The sequence below is a fragment of the Rhodocytophaga aerolata genome (genome assembly GCF_030503435.1).
GTDB classification, from domain to species: Bacteria; Bacteroidota; Bacteroidia; order Cytophagales; family 172606-1; genus Rhodocytophaga; species Rhodocytophaga aerolata.
Window position 1 is genome coordinate 1 of sequence record NZ_JAUKPO010000028.1, and the last position, 25,282, is coordinate 25,282.

General features: G+C 41.8%; 14 protein-coding genes and 2 pseudogenes. 6 read left to right on the forward strand and 10 right to left on the reverse strand.

All coding sequences use genetic code 11. From position 1 onward, the window contains the following. Window positions 1–474 precede the first annotated feature (474 nt). Together Q0590_RS28615 and Q0590_RS28620 are read left to right on the forward strand one after the other, a co-directional pair. Entirely contained in the window at window positions 475–1,536 is a 1,062-nt protein-coding gene (locus Q0590_RS28615) for a sensor histidine kinase (protein ID WP_302041079.1), read from the forward strand. 24 nt (window positions 1,537–1,560) lie between these two features. Then, window positions 1,561–2,268 (forward strand): LytR/AlgR family response regulator transcription factor, encoded by a 708-nt coding sequence (locus tag Q0590_RS28620; RefSeq protein ID WP_302041080.1) that lies wholly within the window; start codon window positions 1,561–1,563, stop codon window positions 2,266–2,268. A 197-nt stretch (window positions 2,269–2,465) separates the two neighbouring features. On the opposite strand, the gene Q0590_RS28625 is transcribed toward Q0590_RS28620, so the two are convergent. Next, on the reverse strand, window positions 2,466–3,656 hold the full coding sequence (locus Q0590_RS28625) for a THUMP domain-containing class I SAM-dependent RNA methyltransferase (RefSeq protein WP_302041081.1): 1,191 nt from the start codon (window positions 3,654–3,656) through the stop codon (window positions 2,466–2,468). A 105-nt stretch (window positions 3,657–3,761) separates the two neighbouring features. Here Q0590_RS28625 and Q0590_RS28630 point away from each other — a divergent pair. Beyond that, window positions 3,762–4,355, forward strand: a pseudogene (locus tag Q0590_RS28630) (IS3 family transposase); the annotation flags it as partial. Between the two features lie 47 nt (window positions 4,356–4,402). Here the strand turns inward: Q0590_RS28630 and Q0590_RS28635 are convergent. Both Q0590_RS28635 and Q0590_RS37820 read right to left on the reverse strand, forming a co-directional pair. Next, window positions 4,403–4,723, reverse strand: a complete 321-nt coding sequence (locus Q0590_RS28635) for a hypothetical protein (RefSeq protein WP_302041082.1) — start codon at window positions 4,721–4,723, stop codon at window positions 4,403–4,405. 197 nt (window positions 4,724–4,920) lie between these two features. After that, window positions 4,921–5,112: a transposase gene (locus Q0590_RS37820; protein ID WP_465269405.1), complete on the reverse strand. Its 192-nt coding sequence runs from the start codon at window positions 5,110–5,112 to the stop codon at window positions 4,921–4,923. 513 nt (window positions 5,113–5,625) lie between these two features. On the opposite strand from Q0590_RS37820, the gene Q0590_RS28640 reads away from it, so the two are divergent. Then, window positions 5,626–6,324: a DUF6733 family protein gene (locus Q0590_RS28640; RefSeq protein WP_302041083.1), complete on the forward strand. Its 699-nt coding sequence runs from the start codon at window positions 5,626–5,628 to the stop codon at window positions 6,322–6,324. Window positions 6,325–6,352: 28 nt separating this feature from the next. Further along, window positions 6,353–8,710 carry a PAS domain-containing protein gene (locus Q0590_RS28645; protein WP_302041084.1) on the forward strand — a complete coding sequence of 786 codons (2,358 nt, stop codon included), beginning with the start codon at window positions 6,353–6,355 and terminating at the stop codon, window positions 8,708–8,710. 245 nt (window positions 8,711–8,955) lie between these two features. Here the strand turns inward: Q0590_RS28645 and Q0590_RS28650 are convergent, their stop codons facing one another. The 5 genes from Q0590_RS28650 to Q0590_RS28670 all read right to left on the reverse strand — a co-directional run bounded on the left by Q0590_RS28650 (window position 8,956) and on the right by Q0590_RS28670 (window position 22,012). Next, complete coding sequence (locus Q0590_RS28650; protein WP_302041085.1) at window positions 8,956–10,032, reverse strand: amidohydrolase family protein; 1,077 nt, start codon at window positions 10,030–10,032, stop codon at window positions 8,956–8,958. 31 nt (window positions 10,033–10,063) lie between these two features. Beyond that, on the reverse strand, window positions 10,064–13,582 hold the full coding sequence (locus Q0590_RS28655; RefSeq protein ID WP_302041086.1) for a VCBS repeat-containing protein: 3,519 nt from the start codon (window positions 13,580–13,582) through the stop codon (window positions 10,064–10,066). Continuing rightward, window positions 13,566–17,168, reverse strand: a complete 3,603-nt coding sequence (locus tag Q0590_RS28660; protein WP_302041087.1) for a VCBS repeat-containing protein — start codon at window positions 17,166–17,168, stop codon at window positions 13,566–13,568. Before Q0590_RS28660 ends, Q0590_RS28655 begins: the two co-directional genes overlap by 17 nt. Window positions 17,169–17,322: 154 nt before the next feature. Beyond that, window positions 17,323–18,858, reverse strand: a complete 1,536-nt coding sequence (locus tag Q0590_RS28665) for a RagB/SusD family nutrient uptake outer membrane protein (RefSeq protein ID WP_302041088.1) — start codon at window positions 18,856–18,858, stop codon at window positions 17,323–17,325. Window positions 18,859–18,922: 64 nt separating this feature from the next. Beyond that, complete coding sequence (locus Q0590_RS28670) at window positions 18,923–22,012, reverse strand: SusC/RagA family TonB-linked outer membrane protein (protein ID WP_302041089.1); 3,090 nt, start codon at window positions 22,010–22,012, stop codon at window positions 18,923–18,925. A 1,145-nt stretch (window positions 22,013–23,157) separates the two neighbouring features. On the opposite strand from Q0590_RS28670, the gene Q0590_RS28675 reads away from it, so the two are divergent. After that, window positions 23,158–23,454 carry a hypothetical protein gene (locus tag Q0590_RS28675; protein ID WP_302041090.1) on the forward strand — a complete coding sequence of 99 codons (297 nt, stop codon included), beginning with the start codon at window positions 23,158–23,160 and terminating at the stop codon, window positions 23,452–23,454. A gap of 238 nt (window positions 23,455–23,692) precedes the next feature. Here Q0590_RS28675 and Q0590_RS28680 read toward each other — a convergent pair whose 3' ends face one another. Together Q0590_RS28680 and Q0590_RS37635 are read right to left on the reverse strand one after the other, a co-directional pair. After that, window positions 23,693–24,694, reverse strand: coding sequence for a WD40/YVTN/BNR-like repeat-containing protein (locus tag Q0590_RS28680; RefSeq protein ID WP_302041091.1), 1,002 nt, complete (start codon window positions 24,692–24,694; stop codon window positions 23,693–23,695). A 123-nt stretch (window positions 24,695–24,817) separates the two neighbouring features. Continuing rightward, window positions 24,818–24,913: pseudogene (locus Q0590_RS37635) on the reverse strand (two-component regulator propeller domain-containing protein); the annotation flags it as partial. Between the last annotated feature and the right edge of the window lie 369 nt (window positions 24,914–25,282).

Sequence of the window (25,282 nt, forward strand, 5' to 3'; positions counted from 1 at the left end):
CAGCTACTTGTAAAGCTACCTTGGCCTGCCAAGCTCTTTTGGAAAGAATGCTAGGTAAAGAATCAGTTAAACTCACATGAGCATAGCAGTCATTGTAGTTAAGTTTTCCATCATCCCTTTAGCTATTATCTCAAACTGCCAATATAGGTCGTTACACGTAGGCTTGATAAGAAGGCAAATTTCTAGTCTCTAAAAGCCGGTGAATAATTATTGCTCATGCGTTGACGATGCAGGCAACTCTGTGTATCATAGCAGTGGCAGATATAGTCATAGAGTTGGATAAGGTGTAGTAATAGCATTCTACAAAGTTATCCTATTTACTATACTGCCTTTTCTACCCTTGATTCACATTAGTAGCTATATTCATCTATTTTTTTAGCAGTTGGTCGACATAATTTCTCAAGGTTGGTGTTTTTTTGTTCTTTTATAGAAAGAATATGGGTAGTGCCGATCGTAAAATTATACTCACTACAGATGGATTTTCTTGATAAAACCCTTAGGCTTCCATTTTCTAATCGCAGCGTTTCACTAAAATACGCTTTGATCCATGGTGCTTATTGGCTGCTAATTACCGGCTTTTTTATTTATGAAAAGAAGTACCTCATACAGAAAGCGAATTTACCCTATTTTGTCGCCTGTGTGACCGGCCGCATTGGGCTCCTTATCGGGATCGCCTACCTGAACCTGCAGTATTTTTTACCCAACTATCTGTTAAAAAAGCGCTATGTGGCCTATTTTACAGTAGTTATCCTTTCTGTGATAGGGTATTTACTAATTCAAAGCCTGTTTGATTATTATCTCTATGGCTATGTGGTGGGTCCGCTGCGCGACAGCCGTTTACCAGGGAGCTTATCCTACAATTTTTTTAGCACCTTATGGTATCTTGGGTTAATGCTTGCTCTTAAATTAAGCATGGACTGGTATGAGCAGCAGCGTATTATTCAGAAAATCACGGTTGAAAAACTGCATGCAGAGGTGGATTTTCTTCGCGCCCAAATAAATCCGCATTTCTTATTCAACATACTCAATAACTTGTATGCGCTCACACTTAAAAAATCTGAACTCGCCCCTGATGTCGTTCTCAAGCTATCTGACATGATGGAATATATGTTGTATGATAGTACAGGTGAAAGGGTGCTGCTGGAGAAGGAAGTTAGTTACCTGAAGAACTACTTTGAACTAGAGCAACTCCGGTCAAGTGGCGGATCAAGGATTACTTTACATGTCACGGATGCTTTTAATGGACAGAAAATCGCCCCGCTGTTATTACTGCCCCTGGTAGAAAATGCTTCTAAACACGGGCTTAGCATTCATAGTGAGAACGGCTGGCTAAGGGTGAATATTGGGTTGCATCAATCCACACTAACGGTTATTGTCGAAAATGCGAAACCACCTGAAAGTAGCAGTAAAAATAAAGGAGGGATAGGGCTAGGTAATTTACGAAAGCGTCTGGAACTACTCTATCCGTTGAGGCACAAGTTGGAGCTGGAAGATAAAAAAGATAGCTTTCTGGCCAAGCTGGTAATTGAACTCTAGTAAACAAAATCGAAATAAAATGGTATGCTACAGGTGGTGATTGTGGATGATGAACCCCTTGCTCTGGAAGTATTGGAGGGCTACTTAAAAAAAATGGAGCATATACAGTCCGTAACCTTGTTTAGCAAGGCTAGGGATGCTTTAGCGTATTTGCAAAACCAAAAAGCAGACATATTGTTCCTGGATATTGAAATGCCCGAAATGACCGGGATTGAGTTCCTGGAAAAGCTAACCGATCCGCCTCTTACGATTTTTACAACTGCCTACCGTACGTATGCTTTTGAGGGATTTGAGCTAGGGGTCATTGATTTTTTATTAAAGCCAATCTCTTATGGGAGGTTTTCAGCAGCCATTGTTAAGGCTATCGACTTTCTTTCGTTGAAGATACAAGGCACACAGGTAGATTCGGGTGAACTTATGCCTGACTTTATATTTGTAAAGAGTGGGGTAAAACGGATTAAACTTCACTTTAATGAGGTGAGCCATATCCAGGGATTAAAGGACTATGCAATTATCCATACAGCAAAAGAAAAGATTGTTATTAAAGGGTCTATCAAGATGGTGCAGGAAATGTTTCCATCCTCCCTTTTTGTCAGGGTACATAAGTCGTTTCTGGTAGTAAAGAAAGCAATTAACCGCATTGAGCGTAATAGAATTATTATTGGCTGCTATCAAATTCCAATCGGAAGAAATTATCGGGAAGAGGTTGAGAAAAGTATAAGAATGAATTAATTTACAGCGGCTTGCAATTAACAATAATATACATTCATAAACCACTATTGTCCGGAGCCCCATTTTCGGATTGATGCTAGAAAGAAAATTATGGAAGGCGCCCAAACTTAGTAGTTCCTCCGACAGAAAGTTACGTAACTACCACATTAAACTTATTCTCCATATACGTATTGTCCAAAGCTCAAGGGATAAGCAGACTATTGCTCTGGACTTGGTTCTTTGGATTTAAATACGCGTTTGCTGCCTTCATACATCTCATAACAGACAAAACGACATTCCAATGGACCATTAAAAACAATGATCTTGCGTGAGGCACGTAAGCCTACATGCTTAAAAGCATCCATATTAGAACTTATTATCCAGCCTTTATAGCCTTGGTATTTTTTCTTAAAGGTATCGCCAATACTTTGGTAGAGGCTATTGATGTCTTCATCCAGATGCATACGTTCTCCATACGGGGGATTCATAATCAGGATTCCGGGAGCAGCAGGTGGGTCAAACGCTTGAAATGAAGTATTGTGAATCGTAATTATCTCTTCCAGGTTAGCTAATTTAATGTTTTCCCTGGCTTTTCTTGCTACATTCCTTGAAATTTCAACCCCTGTCAGTTCAATTCCTTTGTCACTAATTTTGCTGATGGAGGCTTCGTAAATCCGATCCCACAAATCCGGCTCATAGTCTTTCCACCGCTGGAATCCATATTCTTGCCGGTAATAACCTGGAGGAATATGGCAGGCAATTAAGGCCGCCTCAATGAGAATGGTAGCTGACCCACACATGGGATCAATAAAGGTTGATTGCTTATCCCATCCGCTGAGTAAAACCAATCCGGCAGCCAGCACTTCATTGATGGGGGCCAGATTGGTTTGCTTGCGGTAGCCTCTTTTGTGTAAGGATTCTCCAGAAGAATCTAAAGAAACGGTACACTGATCATTTTTAATATGCAGATTTATCCGCAACGTGGGACTTTGCAGATCCACTGAAGGGCGTACCCCAAAAGCCTCCCGGAACTGATCTACAATAGCATCTTTTGCTTTCTGGGAAAGAAACTGCGAATGCTTGAAAAGGTCCGAACTCAGTACACAATCAATAGCCAATGTATCACTTACATCTATGTATTGCGCCCAGTTAATGGTCCGGATTTGGGTATACAATTGTTGCTCATTTTTTATTAGAAAATGCTTAATTGGCTTCAATATCCGCAAAGCCGTCCGCAGGTTTAGATTAGCTTTGTACATGAAACCTTTATCGCCTACGAAGCTTACCGCCCGGTTATGCTTTTCAATTTCTTTGGCACCTAAACTCAACAACTCCTCGGCTAAGATATCTTCCAAACCGGAAATGGTCTTGGCTACCATCGTAAACTCCTGTTTTCTTGCTTGTGCCATATACCTTTTAATCGGGTCTATTACTTAAATTGTTTACAGGGTTGAAGATAGGTTATCTAGTAGAATTATAGCTGCCCGAACACATATTTATCTGAGAGAGGGCAGAAAATGAACGCTAGAAAAACGTTTGCTAATCACATTCCGCCGGCGGCAAGCCTGGGTGTTTATTTACACCGGGATTTTTCTGCACAAGTCACTGGACAGAAATGGGTATCAGATCTGACTTATATCAGAACCGGTGAGGGATGGCTATATTTGACAACTATTTTGGATTTAGCTGATAGAAAAGTAGTTGGATGGACCTTAAGTGAGAAGATGAAAGCGATTAACACTACACTAGCGGCCTGGAGGATGGCTATCAAAAACAGGCCGATAACTCAGAAATTACTATTCCATTCTGATAGAGGGGTGCAATATGCCTGTACAGATTTCAAAGAGCAACTAAAGAGATTTCCTGTATTGCAAAGCATGAGCAGAAAAGGCAACTGCTGGGATAATCCAGTAGCCGAGAGCTTCTTTAAAACGCTGAAGACAGCATTGGTTTACCATGAAGATTTTCAAACCAGGCAGCAAGCCAAATTAGCTATTTTTGAGTATATCGAAGGCTGGTACAACCGTAAAAGAAGGCATAGTGCACTGGGCAACAGAAGTCCACAACAGTATCAGCCTTATCTTGAACAGGAAAGAATTGCTGCCTGAAAAATTCCTCTAGTAACCTGTTGCAACTCCATCCGATGTATCGACAGCTATGGTAGATAAATAATATAGGCGGCCAGGCTTTGATGAGTGGTATTGTTTCTTCCTTTTTTGATTGGCTTAACTTGCCTTGCTAGAGCAATGAAAGGAGATTGTAAGTCTGAAAAATCAGCAGGAAAAATTAGTGTAGCTTCTCCCTTGAGCAGTTGCCAGGCTAATATAGCTTTTCGCTTAAATGTATCTAGTGAAGCATTGGCTTCAACAAAAGCAGCATCTACCATTGAGCGTATATACTCAAATTGCGTATGACCACTGAGCATCCCTGATTCCACACATTGAGCGAGGATGGCTTGAAAGCAAGCTTCAAGCACAGCAGTCGGCAATCGTTTGCATGTTCTGGATAGAGTGCTATGGCGGATCTCAAGATGGACCCAAGATGAAATCTTATTTCAGGTCCAAATCTTGATTTTAGGTCCAGGCAGGCGTTCCCAAGATTATAGTCTAAAAAGTGCAGTATATCTACTCGCAACTGACTCTTTTCAATAAGCGCCCGCTTAGAACAAATATTTTAAAAATGTGCTACAAGCTGAAGCTTGAAAAATATCACAGGATCTATTGACTTCTGTCCACACTTTCCATAGTAAGGTTTGACAATAGCATAAAGGAAGCTTAAATCTAACAACTGCTTTAGGCGCAGGTAGATATTATCCTTTGGGATAAATCCTTCTATTACTTCTGAAAGGCATTTTTTGTTGGACACTTCTCTTTTTCCTACTATTCATCAATTTAGCATTCAAAAGCTAAAATTGAAAGCAATAATTGTGAAACAGCCATGCCCGTTATGCATTACAAACTTATATTTTCCGTTAGCTGATTAGCCATTTTTATCAGACTACCTATATAAAACACTATCTAAGTTTGGGCAAAAGGTCAAGAGAATTAACTTTTCCCGTATACTTATTCTACATATAGAAACTAAATTCATTTTATATACATAAATGTCATCTTTGTAAGATAACTCCTCGTTTTTTTATACTGACCTATAGAAGCTAGTGTATATTGCCTTGCGTTTTTCTCCCATTGATCTATTCAATTCAAGAATTGATTTGCCGGGAGTACTTTCGTTTTTTAGCTCATTGTATTTTTTCATATCAGTCCTGTAAGTCTTTCAGTTAATCAAGATGCCATCACACCCTGTTACTTGGTATTGCCAGCACAAACTAGCCGAGCATGACTGTAGTGTCTCTTTGAGAATGTTTAACTATCCGTTACTGTGAAGAAGATTTATTTACTTTTACTCTCATCCTTTCTGTTTCTGCAAGTGCAGGCTCAAGAAAGTAATTCTACTTTTACCCTCGGGATCGGTCAGGATAGTTATTTTGGATTTTATGTCTCAGGCAATGGCACCCATTCGTTATCTGATAAAACCAGCTTGACTTTTTATGCCAATTATTGGGCTAATCCTGCCTTTGGCAATGCGGTAACTGGAACAGATTTCTGGACTGAAGTTGGCGCAGGAGTAAATTTCACTTTATTTCAAGAAAGATTAAGCATCAATCCTTCCCTAGGCTTCACTTATGGCAAAGTGCTTTCAGGAGGGCAAAAAGGCGTTTTAGGAGATGGTATTGTACCTGCACTTTTTGGTTCTTTTGCTAATACCTACACAGAGACTACTTTTGGCGCCGTATGGTTTAAAGCTTTACGGACGGAGGGTCCTACGACTGTGGATTATTGCTGGATATGGTTTTCACCAGGCTATAAATTTACCAGTAAAATTACTGCAGGAGCCCTTGTTGAAGACTTCTATCTTTCAAGAATGAGCGGCGCTAAAGCAACTAATCTTTATTTGTGGCTAGGTCCCTTTGTCCAGTACACTTTCCCTAAAGGAGCTTTCTTAAAAGCAGCTGCCGGCTTTGATGCCATCAATGATGGTTTTATTAAAGTGAATATAGGCATTCCTTTATCTAAATAAACTATTCTTTACTATAATTTTACTTGTCATGCAACTGAGTAGCAGATATAATACTATTAGTTTTAAGGTAACACTGATCGTAGCAGTAGCCACTTTTGTTCTTGTAGCTATGCTTTTTAGCTATTCTATCATTCAAATCAGAAAAAATGCAGTAGCTAGCGCTAAAGAAAATGCCATGGCGATGGCTAGGGATTATTCAGGCAGGTTAAAAGCCACTATTGAGACCCCCTTATCTAGCAGCCGCAGCTTATCCAATTCCTTGCTTGCTATAAAAGATGAAGAGCTGCAAAGTAGCCTTACCAGAGATGACGTAAATGGTATGCTTAAAAACTACCTGCAAAGCCACACCTCCTTGTTAGGCACCTATACCTTATGGGAGCCTAATGCCTTTGACGGAAAAGATAGCCTTTATATAAATTCGTTAGGCCATGATCATACAGGAAGATTTATTCCCTATTGGGTAAGGGTGAATGGAAAGATAAGCCTGGAACCTTTAGTAGATTATGAGACAGCAGGCACAGGAAATTATTATCTGATCCCTAAAAAGACAGCCCAAGAATCGGTACTAGACCCCTATATATATCCTATCGGGGGAAAACAAGTGCTGATGATGTCTGTAGTTGTACCTATCATCAAAAATGGCCAGTTTCTTGGAATAACCGGCTCGGATATCAGCATTGATTGGATACAAGATATGGTAGATGCCGACCAGAAGCAGATTTTCGGTGGGCTAGGGCAGCTATATGTATTATCTACTAACGGTACTATTGCCGCAGCTACCGGAAAAAGACAATTACTCGGTAAAAAAGTGGAAGCTGCACTTCCTCATTTACAGAATCTGCAGAGCCAACCTTCTATGGTAAGCAACGATACCTTACGCGTCTATGCACCTATCAATTTCGGCCATTCTACTGCTACCTGGCAAGTGTGTATCAGTGTACCCTTAGCAGAGCTCACCAAGCACGCACAAGCCCAAATGGTGAACTTGATATGGTTAAGTATAACTTTCCTGGCCGGGTTCATCGTTTTTGTTATTTGGTTGTTAAAAAAACAACTAAATCCAATCTACCAGATTTCCTCCATTGCCATGGAAGTGGCACAAGGCAATCTGGCTATTACCGAAGTACAAGCCAATAACAGGGAAATAGAGGAATTAAATGCAGCTTTTTTCAAGGTTGTCGAATCGCAACGAGAGATAACGGGGGTATGCACAGCCATTGCACGTGGTGACTTCTCTAAAAGAGCTGTAGTGAAAAGTGAAAAAGATGAACTCTCTAAAGCAGTCAATCAGATGATTGATAACTTGAAAACGTCCGCAGAAGAAGATGCAAAACGCAGCTGGGCTAATGAAGGCCTAGCTAAGTTTGGCGAGATATTACGGTCAGATAAAGAGTTAAACCTGCTAGCAGAAAGTGTTCTGGCAAACCTGGTTAAATACACCGGAGCCAATCAAGGAGCCTTCTTTTTAGTGAATGAGTCAGCCTCTAAGCAGGTACAGCTGGAAATGATTGCTTGCTATGCATACAACCGCAAAAAATTTATTTCTAAAAAAATAGAAGTAGGCGAAGGGTTAGTAGGGCAATGTTACCTTGAAAAGGACTCTATTTATCTTACCGACATTCCCCAAAACTATGTACAAATTACTAGTGGCCTTGGAGAGGCTACACCGAGTAGTGTACTATTAGTCCCTTTGTTGAATAATGGACAAATGGAAGGCGTTATTGAGCTAGCTTCTTTCAAACCATTCAAAGATTACGAGATTGCTTTCATCAAAAAAATAGCAGAAAGTATAGCTTCCACTATTTCTACAGTAAGAGTAAATGAGCAGACAAAGACTTTATTAGAAAAATCTCAGCAACAGGCCGAAGAACTTCGGGCACAGGAAGAAGAAATGCGCCAGAATATGGAGGAGTTAAATGCTACCCAAGAAGAAATGACTCGGAAGCAAATAGAATTAGGTGGGCAGATTGCCGCACTTAATAACGCGGCTATTGTTTCCGAGGTTGATTTGCGCGGGAATATTATCTTTGCTAATGATGAGTTTTGCCGCTTAGCTAAATATACCCGGGAAGAGTTAATCGGTAAAAAGCAAAGTATCGTACGTCATCCGGATATGCCAGCAGCACTGTTTGATGACCTATGGGCTACTATAGTGAAAGGCAAAGTGTGGAAAGGGGAAGTGAAGAACCGGGCTAAAGATGGTTCTTATTACTGGGTAGATGCCACAATCACCCCTGTGCTAGGTGAAAATGGAAGGCCGATCAAATACATTGGCGTTCGTTATGATATTACTTCAAAAAAAGAGCAGGAAGAAAGAATTACATTTGCCATCAAAGAAGCGCAAGAGAAAGCTGGACTTACAACAGAAAAGTGGACAAAAAGTTAAGCTGCTAAAAATTTAAGATTTAATAATTCTTTCATCTGTGTTGGTGTATGATAAGTAGCAAATAAGTATAAAAGAAATAGTAAGAAAAGTAAGCTTATCAATACACACGTAAATGTTTGAGGGTAGAAAATGGGGGAAATAATTTAACTATTTCTCTTATGACCACAAGCCGCTTTTTGGGATATGTAAAATGAACTGCGCCTGATCATTTTACATATCCGAGTATGATAGATGTTAGGCGCAGTTCATTTCATTAAGATTTTCAGAGCATTTTTGCGGTACACTTTATTGAGAATAGGAGTATCTAACCCAAAGCCATTGCAAGGCCAGTGATAGCTAAAAAGGTCATGCTCATAGAAGTGCTCATCAGTTGTTTCCAGAATGCGGAAAGTGGTGCGGTACATGTCCGGACTCATACCCATATCTGTTCCATACAAAAGCCTATCCTGGTATTTTTTGTAAAAAGCATTCATATACCTAGGAATAGGCGCCGTTTCTCCATACCGGGCAGAAATATCGGCATAGAGATTAGGATATTTCTCTAACAAGTTTCCTAATATACTTAAATCATACTCACAGTTTGCAAAATGACAGGCAATGAATGTAGTTTTCGGGTTTTCCCGAACCGCATTTTCCAGAGTCTTAATTAATTCTGCATGACCCAACAAACCTTCTTTGCTTTTGTCTATCCGCCATTTATAGGCATTCATCAAACCATCATTGGTAGAATCCATAGGCTCGTACATCCAGTAGGGTTCTGCTACATGGATGTTCACAGGCATTTTCAACTCTGCACATTTTTGTAACAATGGCTTCATCCTCGGATCATCAATATGTATATAACCTGGCGTAGGTTTGGAGTAAAATTCTCCTAAGCCTTTGTCCCCTAATTCGCCTACCCCACGGGCACCTGCTTTATAACACCTCTCCAGTTCTTTTACCGCTTTTTCACTCCAGCCTGGTTCATCTTTACCTTTAAAATCAAACCCACACCATACTTCAAAGCGGTTGCCAAATTTGGCATATTTTGCTTGAATAGAATCGAATCTTGCTCCGGTAGAATAAGAAAGGATAACTGATTTTTCAACTCCTACCTCATCCATGGTTTTCACCCATTGTGCCAGTTCTTCCTCTGTTTTGGCATAGGGATGCGAATGCATATCGATAATGGGGTATTTAGCTTTAGCTACACGTGTAACAGGTATTTTATAGATAGAACGGGGCTGGTAATCTTTTAATAATAAGTTATCAACGTTTTGTGCCTGGCAGCATCCTAGCGTACATACCAACAGGCAAATGGTAACTAAATACTTTTTGTGCATTATTTTTTGAGGGTTGAAAAAGTGACACTATTTATTGGTTTACTAGCTCTACTCGGTTTTCTAAAATTCTGCTTACTCCTTGGAAGTCTACCACTTTTATTCGTACAATATCAGGCGTTAATCTTACTGTTCTGCTAGCATGGGAAAGATAGGAGGAACCATAGGAGAACTCCTGCCGGCAAGTCTTCCCGTTTTTCAAAGTCACTTCAGCATAAGCATCCGCTCTTTGGGCTTTGTAGTAACCCCCTCTTTGTTTTGTCTCATAGACCTGCAGCTTGTCTGCATTATTACCTACTAGCACTAGCTCCCTGCCATCGGCAGTGATCAGCCTGGCTATGCCTTTGGCATCCTTGTCTGCCAGAAAGCCACTCTCTTTGGAGCTTGCTGCTAGAAAGCCTCCTTTGCCATCTCCTTTCAGCAAGAGTCCCTGCAAAGCATCATATCTTCCTGTGGCTACTTCGGTGGAATAGGCATTGCCGACAGCTAACACATCTATGTGCCCATCGCCAGTGTAATCTGCTGTTAACATACCAAAGATAGGGGCCACCTGGGCTTCAATGGGCAATGGCTTGATTGCAAACTTTCCCTTTCCTAAGTTCTCAATATAGCTGCTTTGCATCCAGTTGCTGCAAGCTACATAAGCCTGTTCCAGCTCCTGGGGCAGAAAGGACTCTTCAAAAGTAGCTTGGGCATAGGCTTTGTAACTGCGAAACCTGCCTTTCATAGCTGAGATCTGATCGATCAGATCATCTCTGGAGTGAATCAGCTGCTTTTCTCCTTGCAGATAGTAGCTCATGATCGGGTCCATTCTGCCATCTTTGTTGTAGTCAGCCGCATGCACACACAAAGGTTCTTTGTCTGTGGCCCGGTATTTAGTATTCAAACCTAGGTTGCCGGCTACATAGTCCATGTCCCCATCCCCATCAAAGTCTGCCGCTGCCAGGCTGTTCCACCAGCCACGTTTGTCTGTAATACCTGTCGAGGTAGCTTCTGTAAAGCTGCCTTTTTGGTTGTGGAAAAAGCGGATAGGCATGAACTCCCCGGTGACTACTAAGTCTATCCAGCCATCCCGGTCATAGTCAGTCCACAAGGCTGCGCTGACCATGCCTGCTTTTTGCAAGCTTGGGGCTAGCTCTTGAGTGACATCCGTAAACCTACATTCGCCTTGACTGATTTCATTACGAAGCAAAGTGCTGGTAGGTAACATGGGGTATTCTCCGGGAATCACTCTTGCCCCGACAAACAGGTCTAAGTCTCCATCTTTATCATAGTCAGCGGCTATGACACAAGAAGTACTTTCTTTCAAGGAAGGCAAAGCCCCTTGGGCTAAGCTAAACCCGCCTTTACCATCATTCAGGTAGAGTTTGTCTTGATAGAGGGGGGAACCTTTGGGGTGCTCTGAGCCACCGCTGCCTACATACAAGTCTTCATCCCCATCCTTATCACAATCAAACAGCAAAACCCCCATCTGCTCAGATAAAGAATCCATAGCAGGCGTAGCTACTCTTTGAAACTGGCCATTGGTCTGTTGTACAAACAGGGCACCCCTATGATTGCTAGCCCCTGCTAGATACACATCTTCTAGGCCATCCGCATTGACATCGGCCACACTGATGCCCGGCCCTAAGCGGGAATGCATATGGGGCAAAAGGGGTTGTTTCTTGAAGTCCACATACTCATTTTCCTCATGCTGATAAATAAGCCCGCTACGGTCAGTAATCTCTGTAAACAAAGGAGCAGGAGAGGCTTGAGTAAGCATAGGTTTGGCTGTAGCCTGAGCATAGTCTACTTGCAAGAGCTGATTGGCAGCAACCTTTCTCAGTAGTTGATACTTGCCATCCGGCCAGATAACTTCTACACTATCCACTACCCCTATATTCCCTAAGCCAAAATGGATAACCTGATCAACAGATGATTCATACCCTCTGGAGAGGAAATGTTCATAAAATTGCTGCCCTTTCGTATATCGAAGTTGTATTTTAGTACCAATACCGTTCCGATTTTTGATATTTCCTTTCAGTATGATTTTAAGAAAGTTGCGGTTAGTAAATTGCTCACTTTTGTTCTCATACACATGGGCTTTGTCATTGATGGTATTTACGATCAACTCTAAATCTCCATCATTATCCAGGTCAGCATACAGGGCACCATTGGAAAAGCCTTTTACATCAATTCCCCAGGCTGAAGAACGTTTTGAAAAGGTAAGACCATTCACATTTTCATATAGGTAGTCTTGCAGGGGAACTATGTTCAGCGATTTAATCGCTTCTAATTTGTTTTTCATTTTGGCTTCTACTGTTCCCATAGGGCCATTATAAATGTTCTGGTAATGGATATAGTCCAGATCACCCAAATCTCTTAAAAATCCATTCGTAACAAAGAGGTCCCTATCTCCATCATTGTCATAGTCTGCCAGCAAGGTGCTCCAACTCCAGTCTGTGCTGCTCACGCCTGCTAAAAAGCCGATTTCACTGAATTTGCCATTGCCTTGATTGAGCTGCAAGGTATTGCGGGAATATTGCGGCTCATAGGTATAATCCAGGGCTAACTTGAAACGGTCGTATCTGGAGGAGGGAATGATTAATTTTTGCCGGAAGTTGTCTTCAGGCCTCATATCCGCCACGACTATATCTACCAGGCCATCATTATTAATGTCTGCTATGTCATTGCCCATTCCTGCATAACTGGTATGTTTCAAATAGCTAGCCGCCTGGTTTGTGAAAGTACCATTCTGGTTATTGATGTAAAGAACTTCATTGCTGATAAAATCATTGGAAATATAAATATCCGGCCACCCATCTTTGTTGATGTCACTGATGGCCAGTCCCAGGCTATAGCCCTCTGCCAGAATACCTGCTTCTTTGGATACATCGGTAAACGTGTTATTACCATTATTCCGGTAAAGTGCATCGGTGCTGGGAGATTCTCCGGCCAATTTTCTGGGCTGAACCGTATTGACGTTATTTTTGATAGATGCCGGGTTGATGATCATACATACATCCAGATCTCCGTCCAGGTCGTAATCAAAGAAGGAAGCATGCATTACTTGCCGGGTGTCTGCCAATCCGTATTCTTTAGCCCTGTCTGTAAAGGTGTTATCACCGTTATTGATATATAACAAATTTGCCCGCTGATCACCTGTAGCACTTCCAGAAACACATACATACATATCCGTCCAGCCATCCTGATTAATATCTACCATGGTTGCACCCGTTCCCCAGCGGGTACTCACTATACCTGCCGATTCAGTGATGTCTTCAAATTGTAAATTTCCTTTGTTGAGATAAAGTCGACCGGTAACCATGTTTCCACTAAAATACAGATCTGTCAGCCCGTCGTTGTTGATGTCTCCGGCAGCTACACCTGCCCCGGTATAAATATTTGTATAGCTGAATACATGATGAGTATCATCCTCCTGAATAGTATTATTGAAATGAATACCAGTCTGACTAGCCGGGAGCCTTTTGAAAACCTGGGAAGAGTTTGTATCGCATGCAGCAGCAAATAACCCAATACAAATCCATGTGATGATGTTATTTATTTTCTGCATGAAGATCCGGGTAAATGGTTCGTTTATTTCTTGTAAAGTCAAAAACAACTAAGGAAGTTAAGTCTTTAGGTAATCTTACTGTTCTGCTGGAATGGGAAAGATAGGAAGAAGCATAGGAGAACTCCTGCCGGTAAGTCTTCCCGTTTTTCAACGTGATCTCCGCATAGGCATCCGCTCTTTGGGCTTTGTAGTAACCCCCTCTTTGTTTTGTCTCATAGACCTGCAGCTTGTCTGCATTATTACCTACTAGCACTAGCTCCCTGCCATCGGCAGTGATCAGCCTGGCTATGCCTTTGGCATCCTTGTCTGCCAGAAAGCCACTCTCTTTGGAGCTTGCTGCTAGAAAGCCTCCTTTGCCATCTCCTTTCAGCAAGAGTCCCTGCAAAGCATCATATCTTCCTGTGGCTACTTCGGTGGAATAGGCATTGCCGACAGCTAACACATCTATGTGCCCATCGCCAGTGTAATCTGCTGTTAACATACCAAAGATAGGGGCCACCTGGGCTTCAATGGGCAATGGCTTGATTGCAAACTTTCCCTTTCCTAAGTTCTCAATATAGCTGCTTTGCATCCAGTTGCTGCAAGCTACATAAGCCTGTTCCAGCTCCTGGGGCAGAAAGGACTCTTCAAAAGTAGCTTGGGCATAGGCTTTGTAACTGCGAAACCTGCCTTTCATAGCTGAGATCTGATCGATCAGATCATCTCTGGAGTGAATCAGCTGCTTTTCTCCTTGCAGATAGTAGCTCATGATCGGGTCCATTCTGCCATCTTTGTTGTAGTCAGCCGCATGCACACACAAAGGTTCTTTGTCTGTGGCCCGGTATTTAGTATTCAAACCTAGGTTGCCGGCTACATAGTCCATGTCCCCATCCCCATCAAAGTCTGCCGCTGCCAGGCTGTTCCACCAGCCACGTTTGTCTGTAATACCTGTCGAGGTAGCTTCTGTAAAGCTGCCTTTTTGGTTGTGGAAAAAGCGGATAGGCATGAACTCCCCGGTGACTACTAAGTCTATCCAGCCATCCCGGTCATAGTCAGTCCACAAGGCTGCGCTGACCATGCCTGCTTTTTGCAAGCTTGGGGCTAGCTCTTGAGTGACATCCGTAAACCTACATTCGCCTTGACTGATTTCATTACGAAGCAAAGTGCTGGTAGGTAACATGGGGTATTCTCCGGGAATCACTCTTGCCCCGACAAACAGGTCTAAGTCTCCATCTTTATCATAGTCAGCGGCTATGACACAAGAAGTACTTTCTTTCAAGGAAGGCAAAGCCCCTTGGGCTAAGCTAAACCCGCCTTTACCATCATTCAGGTAGAGTTTGTCTTGATAGAGGGGGGAACCTTTGGGGTGCTCTGAGCCACCGCTGCCTACATACAAGTCTTCATCCCCATCCTTATCACAATCAAACAGCAAAACCCCCATCTGCTCAGATAAAGAATCCATAGCAGGCGTAGCTACTCTTTGAAACTGGCCATTGGTCTGTTGTACAAACAGGGCACCCCTATGATTGCTAGCCCCTGCTAGATACACATCTTCTAGGCCATCCGCATTGACATCGGCCACACTGATGCCCGGCCCTAAGCGGGAATGCATATGGGGCAAAAGGGGTTGTTTCTTGAAGTCCACATACTCATTTTCCTCATGCTGATAAATAAGCCCGCTACGGTCAGTAATCTCTGTAAACAAAGGAGCAGGAGAGGCTTGAGTAAGCATAGGTTTGGCTGTAGCCTGAGCATAATCTACTTGCAAGAGCTGATTGGCAGCAACCTTTCTTAGTAGTTGATACTTGCCATCCGGCCAAAGCACTTCCAGGCTATCCACTACCCCTATACTCCCTAAGCCGAAATGAAGAAATGGTTCTACGGAAGAAAGGTATCCACGGAAAGGTGTGAAATACTGATACTGTAAAGTGCCTTTATGTTTCACATATACTTTTGTACCGATTCCTTCCGGATTCAGCGAAGAACCTTTAAAAGCTATTCGTAAATAATTAGTAGCCTTGTTATCTATCTTCCGTTCACTGTTGCGATTCTTTTGTATAGTGGCTTTATCATCAATGTTGTTAATTACCAGATCCAGATCTCCGTCATTATCCAGATCCGCATAAACAGCACCATTGGAATAGGTGGGTGCATACATGCCCCATGAATTTGTGTAGTCACTAAAAGTGAGATCTCCCTGATTTTTATAGATATAATTTGGTACTTTAATGCCAGGTAACTCCTTTAGCATTTCAATTCTTTCCGTTCTGTTAGCTTCCGGGGTACCCATGGCTAAGGCTTTCTTGCTGCCGATCACAAAATCCAGGTTGGTAATATCTTGCCGGAATCCATTGGTAATAAACAGATCTTTTAGCCCATCATTATCATAATCAGCAAACAGTGGCGCCCAGCTCCATTCGGTTGCTTCAATGCCTGAAAGCTGTCCGATTTCACTGAATTTGCCATTGCCTTGATTGAGTTGAAGGGTGTTCCGGACATATTGCGGTTCATACCCCCGGGATAAGCTGTTACGGAATTCATCATAGTTATTCCCCATGGAAGTTAGCTTTGTCCGCTTATTGTCTTCAGGGAGCATATCCAATACGACAATATCCAGGAGACCATCATTATTAAAATCGGCCAGATCATTGCCCATTCCATTATAGGTCTGATGTTTCAGATACTTCCCTGCCTGATTAGTGAAGGTGCCATTTCCATTATTCATCCATAATAAATCGTTGGTAATAAAATCATTGGAAACATAGATGTCCGGCCAGTTGTCGTCATTAATATCACCAATGGTTACGCCTAAGCCAAAACCTTCAATGGTAATTCCAGCTTGTGCAGAAACATCAGTAAAAGTATTGTCTCCATTATTGCGGAAGAGTTTATCTGTTGACGTGGCTTTGCCGGTTATTTGTTTAGGCTTGGGTATGTTGCGGTTGTAGTCGACGAAGGCATTTCGCAGTAAATACATATCCAGATCTCCATCTCCATCATAATCCAAAAAGGCTGATTGAATGCCATGACCTGTATCTGCCAAGCCATATTCCTTGGCCCTTTCTGTAAAGGTGTTATCTCCATTATTAATAAATAACAGGTTGGCTTTTTCTGCATCTGGTGTGTTTCTGTTTCCTCCTACGCAGACATAGATATCTTTAAACCCGTCTGCATTGATATCCACCATAACTACTCCATTGGCCCAGACATTTGTTCCTACTTTTGCTTTAGTTGTGATGTCTTCAAACTTCCAGTTACCTTTATTCAAATAGAGTTTACTGGAGGTCATGTTGCCAGTGAAATAAATATCCTGTAGGCCATCATTATTTATATCCCCAACAGCTACGCCACCTCCATTATACATGTACTCAAAATCCAAAATGGTCAACGTATCTGCACTCGAGATTGTATTAGAGAAATGAATACCGGTCTGTTCGGCACTTAGGGTTTGAAATAATGCTTCGGAACGGTTAGTACACTGCCATAGAATGCAAGAGAATACTACCAGAAAAGAGATATTATATACTTTTCTCCATTTGCTTTTAGCATGCCATAATCCGGTTCTAGCAAAAAAATAGCAAGATAAATAGGTGAGAAAACTTCTCATATTTCACTACAGAAAAAGTCTTTACTATTTCAAATTAAAATACCAAAAGCATTTTCAATGGGTAATGAAAACACTTTTGGTATATAATTTACTAACTTAAATTAACAAAGTCCGATATTTTTCTTTGCCAGGGAATAAATTAACTGTGCGCTCATCAATAGCCGGGATTCTGTGTCAAAACTCCACCTGCCCGGTCTATCTCGGTTTGTGGCAACGGATACACACTATACCGATCATTCCACTTAGCTCCAAATACCTGTGGGCCTATTCCCCAGCGGACAATATCAAACCAGCGGTGGGGTTCAAAAGCCAGTTCAAGTTGTTTCTCTTTTCTAAGAGCCTGGGTAAGGTCAGCAGTAGAATCAAGATTAGGTAAGCCAGCCCGGTTCCGGATATCATTTATTTGCTGAGCGGCATCTGTTGTTCTTCCTTGCGCTATGAGTGCTTCGGCATACAATAACTTAAGCTCTGCAAACCGGTATAGCCTTTCATTGTTAAACTCCGCTTGCTGGTTGGGCGAACGGTTTTCTGCAACCACATTCCGTTGTCCGCCATATTTTTTTACGGTATAACCAGTAGTAGACCAGTCTGGGTTATAAGGCAAGGCTCTAAACCCGTCGGTGGTATAATAGGTATCACCTGCTTTATACACATATACATTTAACCGGGCATCGGTAGGAGCATAGGCACTTACGAGTTCTTGGGAAGGTGCCCACCATCCCCGCTTACCACCTGGCGCACCATTGCCTGCATCCCAGTACCAGCTCCGGCCAACACCTTGCGAAGCTTTAAATGCCTCAGAGTGGGTATCATCAAAAACCCAGATGTTATCGTCTGAAAATGGACCACCATACTGAACTTCAAAAATAGATTCTATATTGTTTTCATTATTATAAGCAAATACATCCTCTAAGTCTTTTTGTGGATTGCCGGTGTTAATCAGTTGATAGGGGCCATTATTGATCACATCTTCAAAGGCCGTAATAGCGGCAGGCCAGTCTTGTTTCCATACATTTACTTTTCCTTCATAAGCTCTGGCTGTCCATTTAGTGGCTCTTCCTTTATTGGCATCATCCCAGCTGGCTGGCATATTATCATAGGCATCTTTCAGGTCGGCCAGTATCTGGGTGTATAATTGTTCCTTCGTGGCATTGGGCACCGCCAGGTTATCTAATTCTTTCATAACCGTAGTTACTAAAGGAGGCGTGCCCCATAATTTTAGCGCTTCAAAGTGAAAGAAGGCTCGTAAGAATTTAGCTTCTCCCTCAACACTTGCCTTTTCTTCAGCCGTTAGCTCATTATCGCCCTCCAGATTCTCCAGTACAATATTTGCCCGTAAAATACCTTCGTAAATTTGTGTATAAACTGCTGCAAAGGGTTTATCGCTGGCCCGGATAATCAGGTTATCTATGTCACGAGAACTGCCATCGGTGCCTGCATCTATATCGGCTACCATATCATCGGATGCTACTACGGATATTTTCCAATATTCACCCTCTTCCCCAAGGGTTTCTGTACTAGTACCCCAGAAATCCTGTATAGAGGAATAGGCACCAAAAATGGCTCCGTCAAATTCTTCAGGTGTCTTGTAAAAAGTTTCTGAAGTAACCCGGTCTAAGGGAAGCAGATCCAGATTATTACAAGAATTGAGGCAGTAAAAAAGAGTTAGTATGCAAAGTGTTTTTTTCATGTGTGTAACCTTTATTTCAATGGTTATTCCAAATAATCACTTTTTAGATTTGTGTATGGGTAACTTAGAAAGTAGCCTGAACGCCAAATTGTAAGATTCTGGGCTGTGGAGAACTACCATCGTCCTGACCATTAGCCAGGGAGAAATCTCCTTTCTGATAACTTCTGCCTCTGGTCACTTCCGGGTCGAATCCCAGATATTTGGTGAAGGTATACAGGTTTTGCACCCCTACATATACTCTGAATCTGGCAACAAATCCATCTGTCCAGTTTTCCAAATTCTTTGTTGGAATGGCATAGCCCAGCTGTATATTCCGGATACGCATAAAATCAGCATCCTCAATCCATCTGTCAGAATAGCGGTTATTGCCATTGGGGTCGTTTGCTACAGCCCGGGGCATAGTGGTACTGGTTCCTGGGCCTGTCCAGCGGTCCAGTATACGGGTAGAAAAGTTATTTCCACTGTTCATACTCTCTAACTGGGACCGGGCATTGTTATAAACTTGTATCCCTCCAACCCCTTGTAACAATACAGAGAGATCAAAACCTACATAGGCTGCCGACAAATTAATCCCATAAAAATATTTCGGATTGGGATTTCCGATATTCGTGCGGTCCTGTGCGTCTATTTTCCCATCTCCATTCACATCCACAAACCGAATGTCACCTGGGGCTCGGGAAGCAGAGAAGGCATCTGGCAGGGCGGCGTCCACTTCTTCCTGGGTTTGATAAATGCCATCTGTTTTATATCCATAGAAATGGCCTAAAGGCTCCCCAACAATCGTACGGTGCGTGGAAGCTCCTCCAACACCTGTAATTATAGGGGGGGCAGTACCTAAATCCAATACTTCATTATGCACAGTCGTAATGTTACCCCCAGCACTATAGGTAAACTTTCCGATACTATTCCGGTAGTTCAGGGACAATTCAACGCCATTGTTGAGAATCTTTCCTATGTTGGCATCGGCAGGCAAGAAATAACCGGAAGTATAAGGAATAGGAAGACCAATCAATACGTCTTTTGTTACTTTTCTATAGTAATCAAAGGTGAATTCTATTTTGCCCCGGAGTAAGCTTATATCTGCTCCGATATCTAACTGATTGCTGGTTTCCCAGCGCAAGTTTTCGTTGGCAAAGTTAATAGGTGCCGGACCGCGGGTGATGACCTGTCCGGTTCCGATCGGGTAGAAGATGGTAGTTTGCAGGGCACTCATGAAAGCAAAGTTAGCTCCCGTAAACTGATTGCCAGACTGGCCCCAGCTACCTCTCAATTTAATATCATCGACTATGTCGTTCTTCGGGAAGAACGCTTCCTGGCTCAACCTCCATCCGGCAGATACGGAAGGGAACGTCTGGGAGCGGTTGTTTTTGGAGAAACGGGAGGTATTATCGTTCCGCACATTAACTGTTAGTAAATACTTTTGTTTATAGGAATAGTTTATTCTTCCCAGAAAACCTCTGAGTGCCCAATGATCGGCCTCATTGGCTGCCGAAACAGCAGCCCCTGTAGAAGCAAAACGGATTTGTGAATTAAACAGATTATTCCCCTGAAGCCGTACTTTGTCGAACCGGAAATTTGTTTCTTCTTCACCCACCAAAAGCGTCAGGTCGTGATTCCCAAATGTTCTGCTGTAGGTTAAAGTATGGGTTAGATTGGTAGTTAACTCAATAGGACGTTCCTGTGTCAGGAGAGAATTTCTTGGAGAAATACCATCAAAGGGAAATTCTTCTTGAAAGAAATCTCCACTGCCAACCGTATAATCTATACCTCCGGAAATCCGGTATTTTAAGCCGTTGAAAATTTCAACCTCCCCATACAAATTGGCTAAGACTTTACGGGTAATAATTCTGGTTTCTGTTACCCTGGGATCAGTCCGCATGATTATATTATTACCTGTAGCACCTTCGCCCCGAGAGGTAACATTTTCTGGATTATATCCTAAAGGACCATTGGGATCGTATATTTTATAATACGGTGCATTTAATGCAGAAGTAAAGCCCCCAAAAATGGCATCTTCCCCCTGGTTCAATCTATCAGTAGAACTTAGTAAAAGAGATTCACCAAATTTAAACCGCTTGCCGGCTTTTATATCTGAATTAGCTTTAATAGAATACCGTTTAAAACCTTGGGCAGGTTCAATTCCATCCTGGTCGAAGTACCCAGCACCAATAAAATAGTTAGCATTAGCCGTACCGCCGCTTACCGAGAAATTATGGTTCTTAATAGCACCAGCTCTGAAAACAGCATCCTGCCAATCTACAAACGGTTGTCCTCTGAACTGGCTCAGATTACGCCCTAGTTCTTCCTGAAGATTTATATACTGGTCTACACTGAGTACATCTATCCGCTTAGGTGTGTAGGCAGCCCCCATATACCCATCGTAGGTAAAAGTAGCTTTCCCATCTTTGCCCCGTTTGGTCGTGACTATGATTACCCCATTGGCGGCTCTTGCCCCATAGATAGCGGCGGCTGAAGCATCTTTCAGTACATCTATCGATTCAATATCACTTGGGTTGATGCCCGAAAGAGGATTGGATTCTGTACTTGAATTCGTGTTTACCGTCTGGTTAGTCGTCTGTACAATAGGCACCCCATCAATTACCCACAGTGGCTGATTTACTCCGGTAGTGCCAATGCCGCGTATCCGTACGTTGATTGGTGCGCCTGGGTCACCGCTTCTATTAGCGATGTTTACGCCTGTTACCCTGCCTGCTAATATCTGATCCGGACTGGTTACCGGCTTTGTAGTAATTTGAATATCTTCTCCCCGGAGACCACTAATAGCACCTGTTAAATCGGCCTTTTTCTGCGTACCATAGCCCACTACTACTACCTCTTCCAGGGCTTTTATATCTGTGATTAGTGAAACAGCTATAGAAGTTCGGTTACCTACCGGGATTTCCTGGCTTTGGTAGCCTATTAAACTAATTACCAGAACTGTTGATGCATCCGGCACAGCTATCTGGAAATCTCCGTTGGCGCCAGTGGTCGTACCTTTGGTAGATCCTTTGAGCAAAATGTTGGCACCAGGAAGAGGATCACCATTTTCGGCATCGGTTACCTTTCCTGTAATTGATCTTTCCTGTGAATAAGCTACAAAAGAACCAGTTAACAAAAGAAAGCTTATTAGAAATCTTATTGTAAAGTTTCCCATAGTTTTAGGTTAAGTAATAAATAAGTTATTGTGTACTTTCTTACTTAAAGTTTTATTGCAATCATTATAATGCTGCGATTGATAGAGGGAGCTCACAATTAATGGAGAGGTATAATTACAAGCTTACTAATAGGCACTTAAATACAAATAAGCTTTCTTCGTTAAGTAGAAGAAATGAAATTATCTATGACGATTTATGTATTTTCTTTTAGAAATGCAACAAAAATTATTAAAATTTTACTATACTATTCCTGCAATAAATCTGCTTTTAAAACCTTTAAAAACCGTGTGTTAACAGAAAAGGGAGTTACATTCATTTACCTTTGTAATAACTCAGCATCCAAACTTAAATCATATCATAGGATCTTAGCATCTAGTTTACAGCTATGGCTCCGACTGCCTACTTTGTGAATAAGATGGCTAACGCTGCTCACCGTAAGGCTCTGCAGGGTGCTACACACTTCTGTTACATCCGTAATTTGGAATTGCATCCTTCTAGTAGAAATCTTATATTGAGCGAAAGCTAAAGAATAGCCACAAATCCCTTGCAATTAAAGGAATGTTACCTACCTATTTTAAATGCTTGTGCATTGCTGCATTCATTATTCTCTCTTTTCATAGTGTTAGTAGATCAAAAAGCCATTTAACTATTGACAGCCTTAGAGAGAACAAAATGCAAATTTTACAGGCTACCCTACAGCGAACTGTAAGCAAGTATAAGGGACTAGGTGTAGGTATTGCTTTACTAAGGCTATTACCTAGCTATTAATCCTCGCAATCAGAACCGGTTTTACCAGGATCTGCTTATTAATATAGACAAGCTTGAGCTGCAAGGCAAGCAGTTAACAAGATCCTGGATTATACCCGGCCCCAAAACAATTTACTATCCACTATCTCCAACAAAATTTACCTCTGATCAAACAGGTAAAGTGAGCTTGGTTGAAGCTACTGACCCAATTGCCGGGAAAGTATTGTACACAGAAAAATCAGTGCTACAACAAATCTCAGGCTTGCGTGTGATTGGACAGCTTCTAGTAGTAGGATGTTGGCTAATGCTGATGATCTTGTGTCTATGCTATTTTCTTCTCCTTTCTATGTTATATCTGACCAAGGGTAAAAAATACTCAAGGGCACTAACAATAAGTATGTATCCTAGCCTTACCAGCCTGTTCTTCCTGCTGTTTGTTATTCTGCAAAGAATGGGCTTTAAAAATGCAGATATAGTGCTTTCAACACCGGGCTTGTTATCCATTAGTCTGATGAGCCTTTCTATTTTGTTTGCCTTTGGAGCTATAGCTTCTGTAATAGTTCTATATAGATGGCGAATGCGTAAAATTGCGAAGACTATTTATTGGCCCATGGTGGTTCTTTCCTTCTTACATCTGTTAGTGGCAGCCTATTTGGTGTATTTTGGGGTCATTCCTATGATGAGTTGGGCATAATGCTATGCATCTAGAGGGAGCAGGTCTATAATGAGATTGCAACCCTTTTAACATATTTCCATAAAGTATACCTCACATAAGTAAATCCAAAGGTGGGGGTTAACTTAACTCCCCTTTTATTATTATCGTTTCCTGCTTGTTCTATATCGGGGTTAATAAGCCAACAAATACTAGTCTTTCTAATCATATCCGTCACTTGAGGTAATTTTAAACAATGGATGAAAAGTAACTCCTATTTTCAACATCCTCCCTCTCGGGGGATCGCATAAATTAGGTTACCTGAAACAAATAAATTGAAGACTTTATTTTCTATAGAAGGAAGTAACAGTTTCCATGTTTTTCCCTTGTCTGATGATTTAAAAATACCGATAGGATGGCCACAAAAGAAATATTCGCCAACCTCAATAATGGAGGAAATAAGGAGGCTTGCCGGAAGGCCGGCATCAATAGGCTGCCAGATTGTACCACCGTCGTAGGATATTCGCACTCTTCTGGTCTTCGACTCTGTATTGTAAGTGATAGCAGCAAATCCGCCTTTGATGTGTTCCACAGCAATGCCCACACCGCCCTCATTAATCACACAATTCCAGTTTTCACCATCATCTGTCGACCGTAATATACCCTTCTGGCTGGTCGCTAAGAGTACACCGTTTGCTTCTATCATTTTGTTTACCGAACTTCCCTTAAGAACTTGTTTCCAAGTTATTCCACTGTTGGTGGATTTAAAAAGGCCATTGCCGGAGCTGATAAAAACGGTGCCTAGGGCAGTTTCAAAAACGGTGCTTACTTGTTTCTCATGAAAATTCATGTATATAGGCGACCATATACTCATTCCATTTATTTTTTGTAAAAACCGGCCATCTGAATAATTGTATGCAAATATCCCAGCCTTACTAGGGGCTATCCAGCTATGTTTGCCAGGGAAAATCTCTTTTTTCCAAAAAGGAGTCGTGGAGTTTGGTCTACTGTGATATATCCCATTTCCAACACGTATATAGAGCTCACTATCTTTTTCAACGAAACCATCCGCCTGCTCATTCTCAGGCAGCCCTTCGCTCATGTCCTGCCATGTTTGTCCGCCATCGGTAGATTTAAAAATGATGTTTGCAACCCTTGACTTATTTCTATGTAGTTTTTGCCCACTATCCGGGAGAGGGAATGCCTGTGGCAATTCTAAGGCTTGATCAAGGGCAAATGAAAATTGAACAAAGAGCAACAAAGCAAGGATATGGATTTTCATGACTATAATTGATTTGGTGTGACTTATATGTATTGTTCTTGGTAGTGCATTTCTATTTTCCCAATCCGTTATGAACACAATTCCATACGATTTTCCATTGTAGCGAATAATACCTTCGTTTGAAGCAAGCCAAATATTACCCTCACTGTCTTGCTCGATGGTACGAACCGCTGTGTTAGGTCCCTGGAAAGAGGTTACCTCTTTGGATTCGGACTTGATAGTATCTGTTGATAACTGTGTTTTGTTTTATCCTTTCGTGGAAGTGCAAAACAAAACACAGTTATCAACAAAGCATATATGTGAATGGAGTTCATCATTTTTTCTTTTTAGTACTGAGAACACATCAAAGCCATCCGGTGCTGAGCCTTCATGATTTGGCCCTACGCTTCAGAAGGCCGGAGCTGATATGAGCACCAGTTTGCTTACTTGTCAACTGGGGAAAACGAGCTGTTTTCTGAGAAACCTTTCTTGTCCACATGAAAAAAGCAGGGTGGTCAATACTATCAATATCAGTAGACTTTTTCTCCTATTTTCAGCTTGCGCCAAACATTTGTGTAAAAGCAACTCTTGTATGCGATTGCGTACATT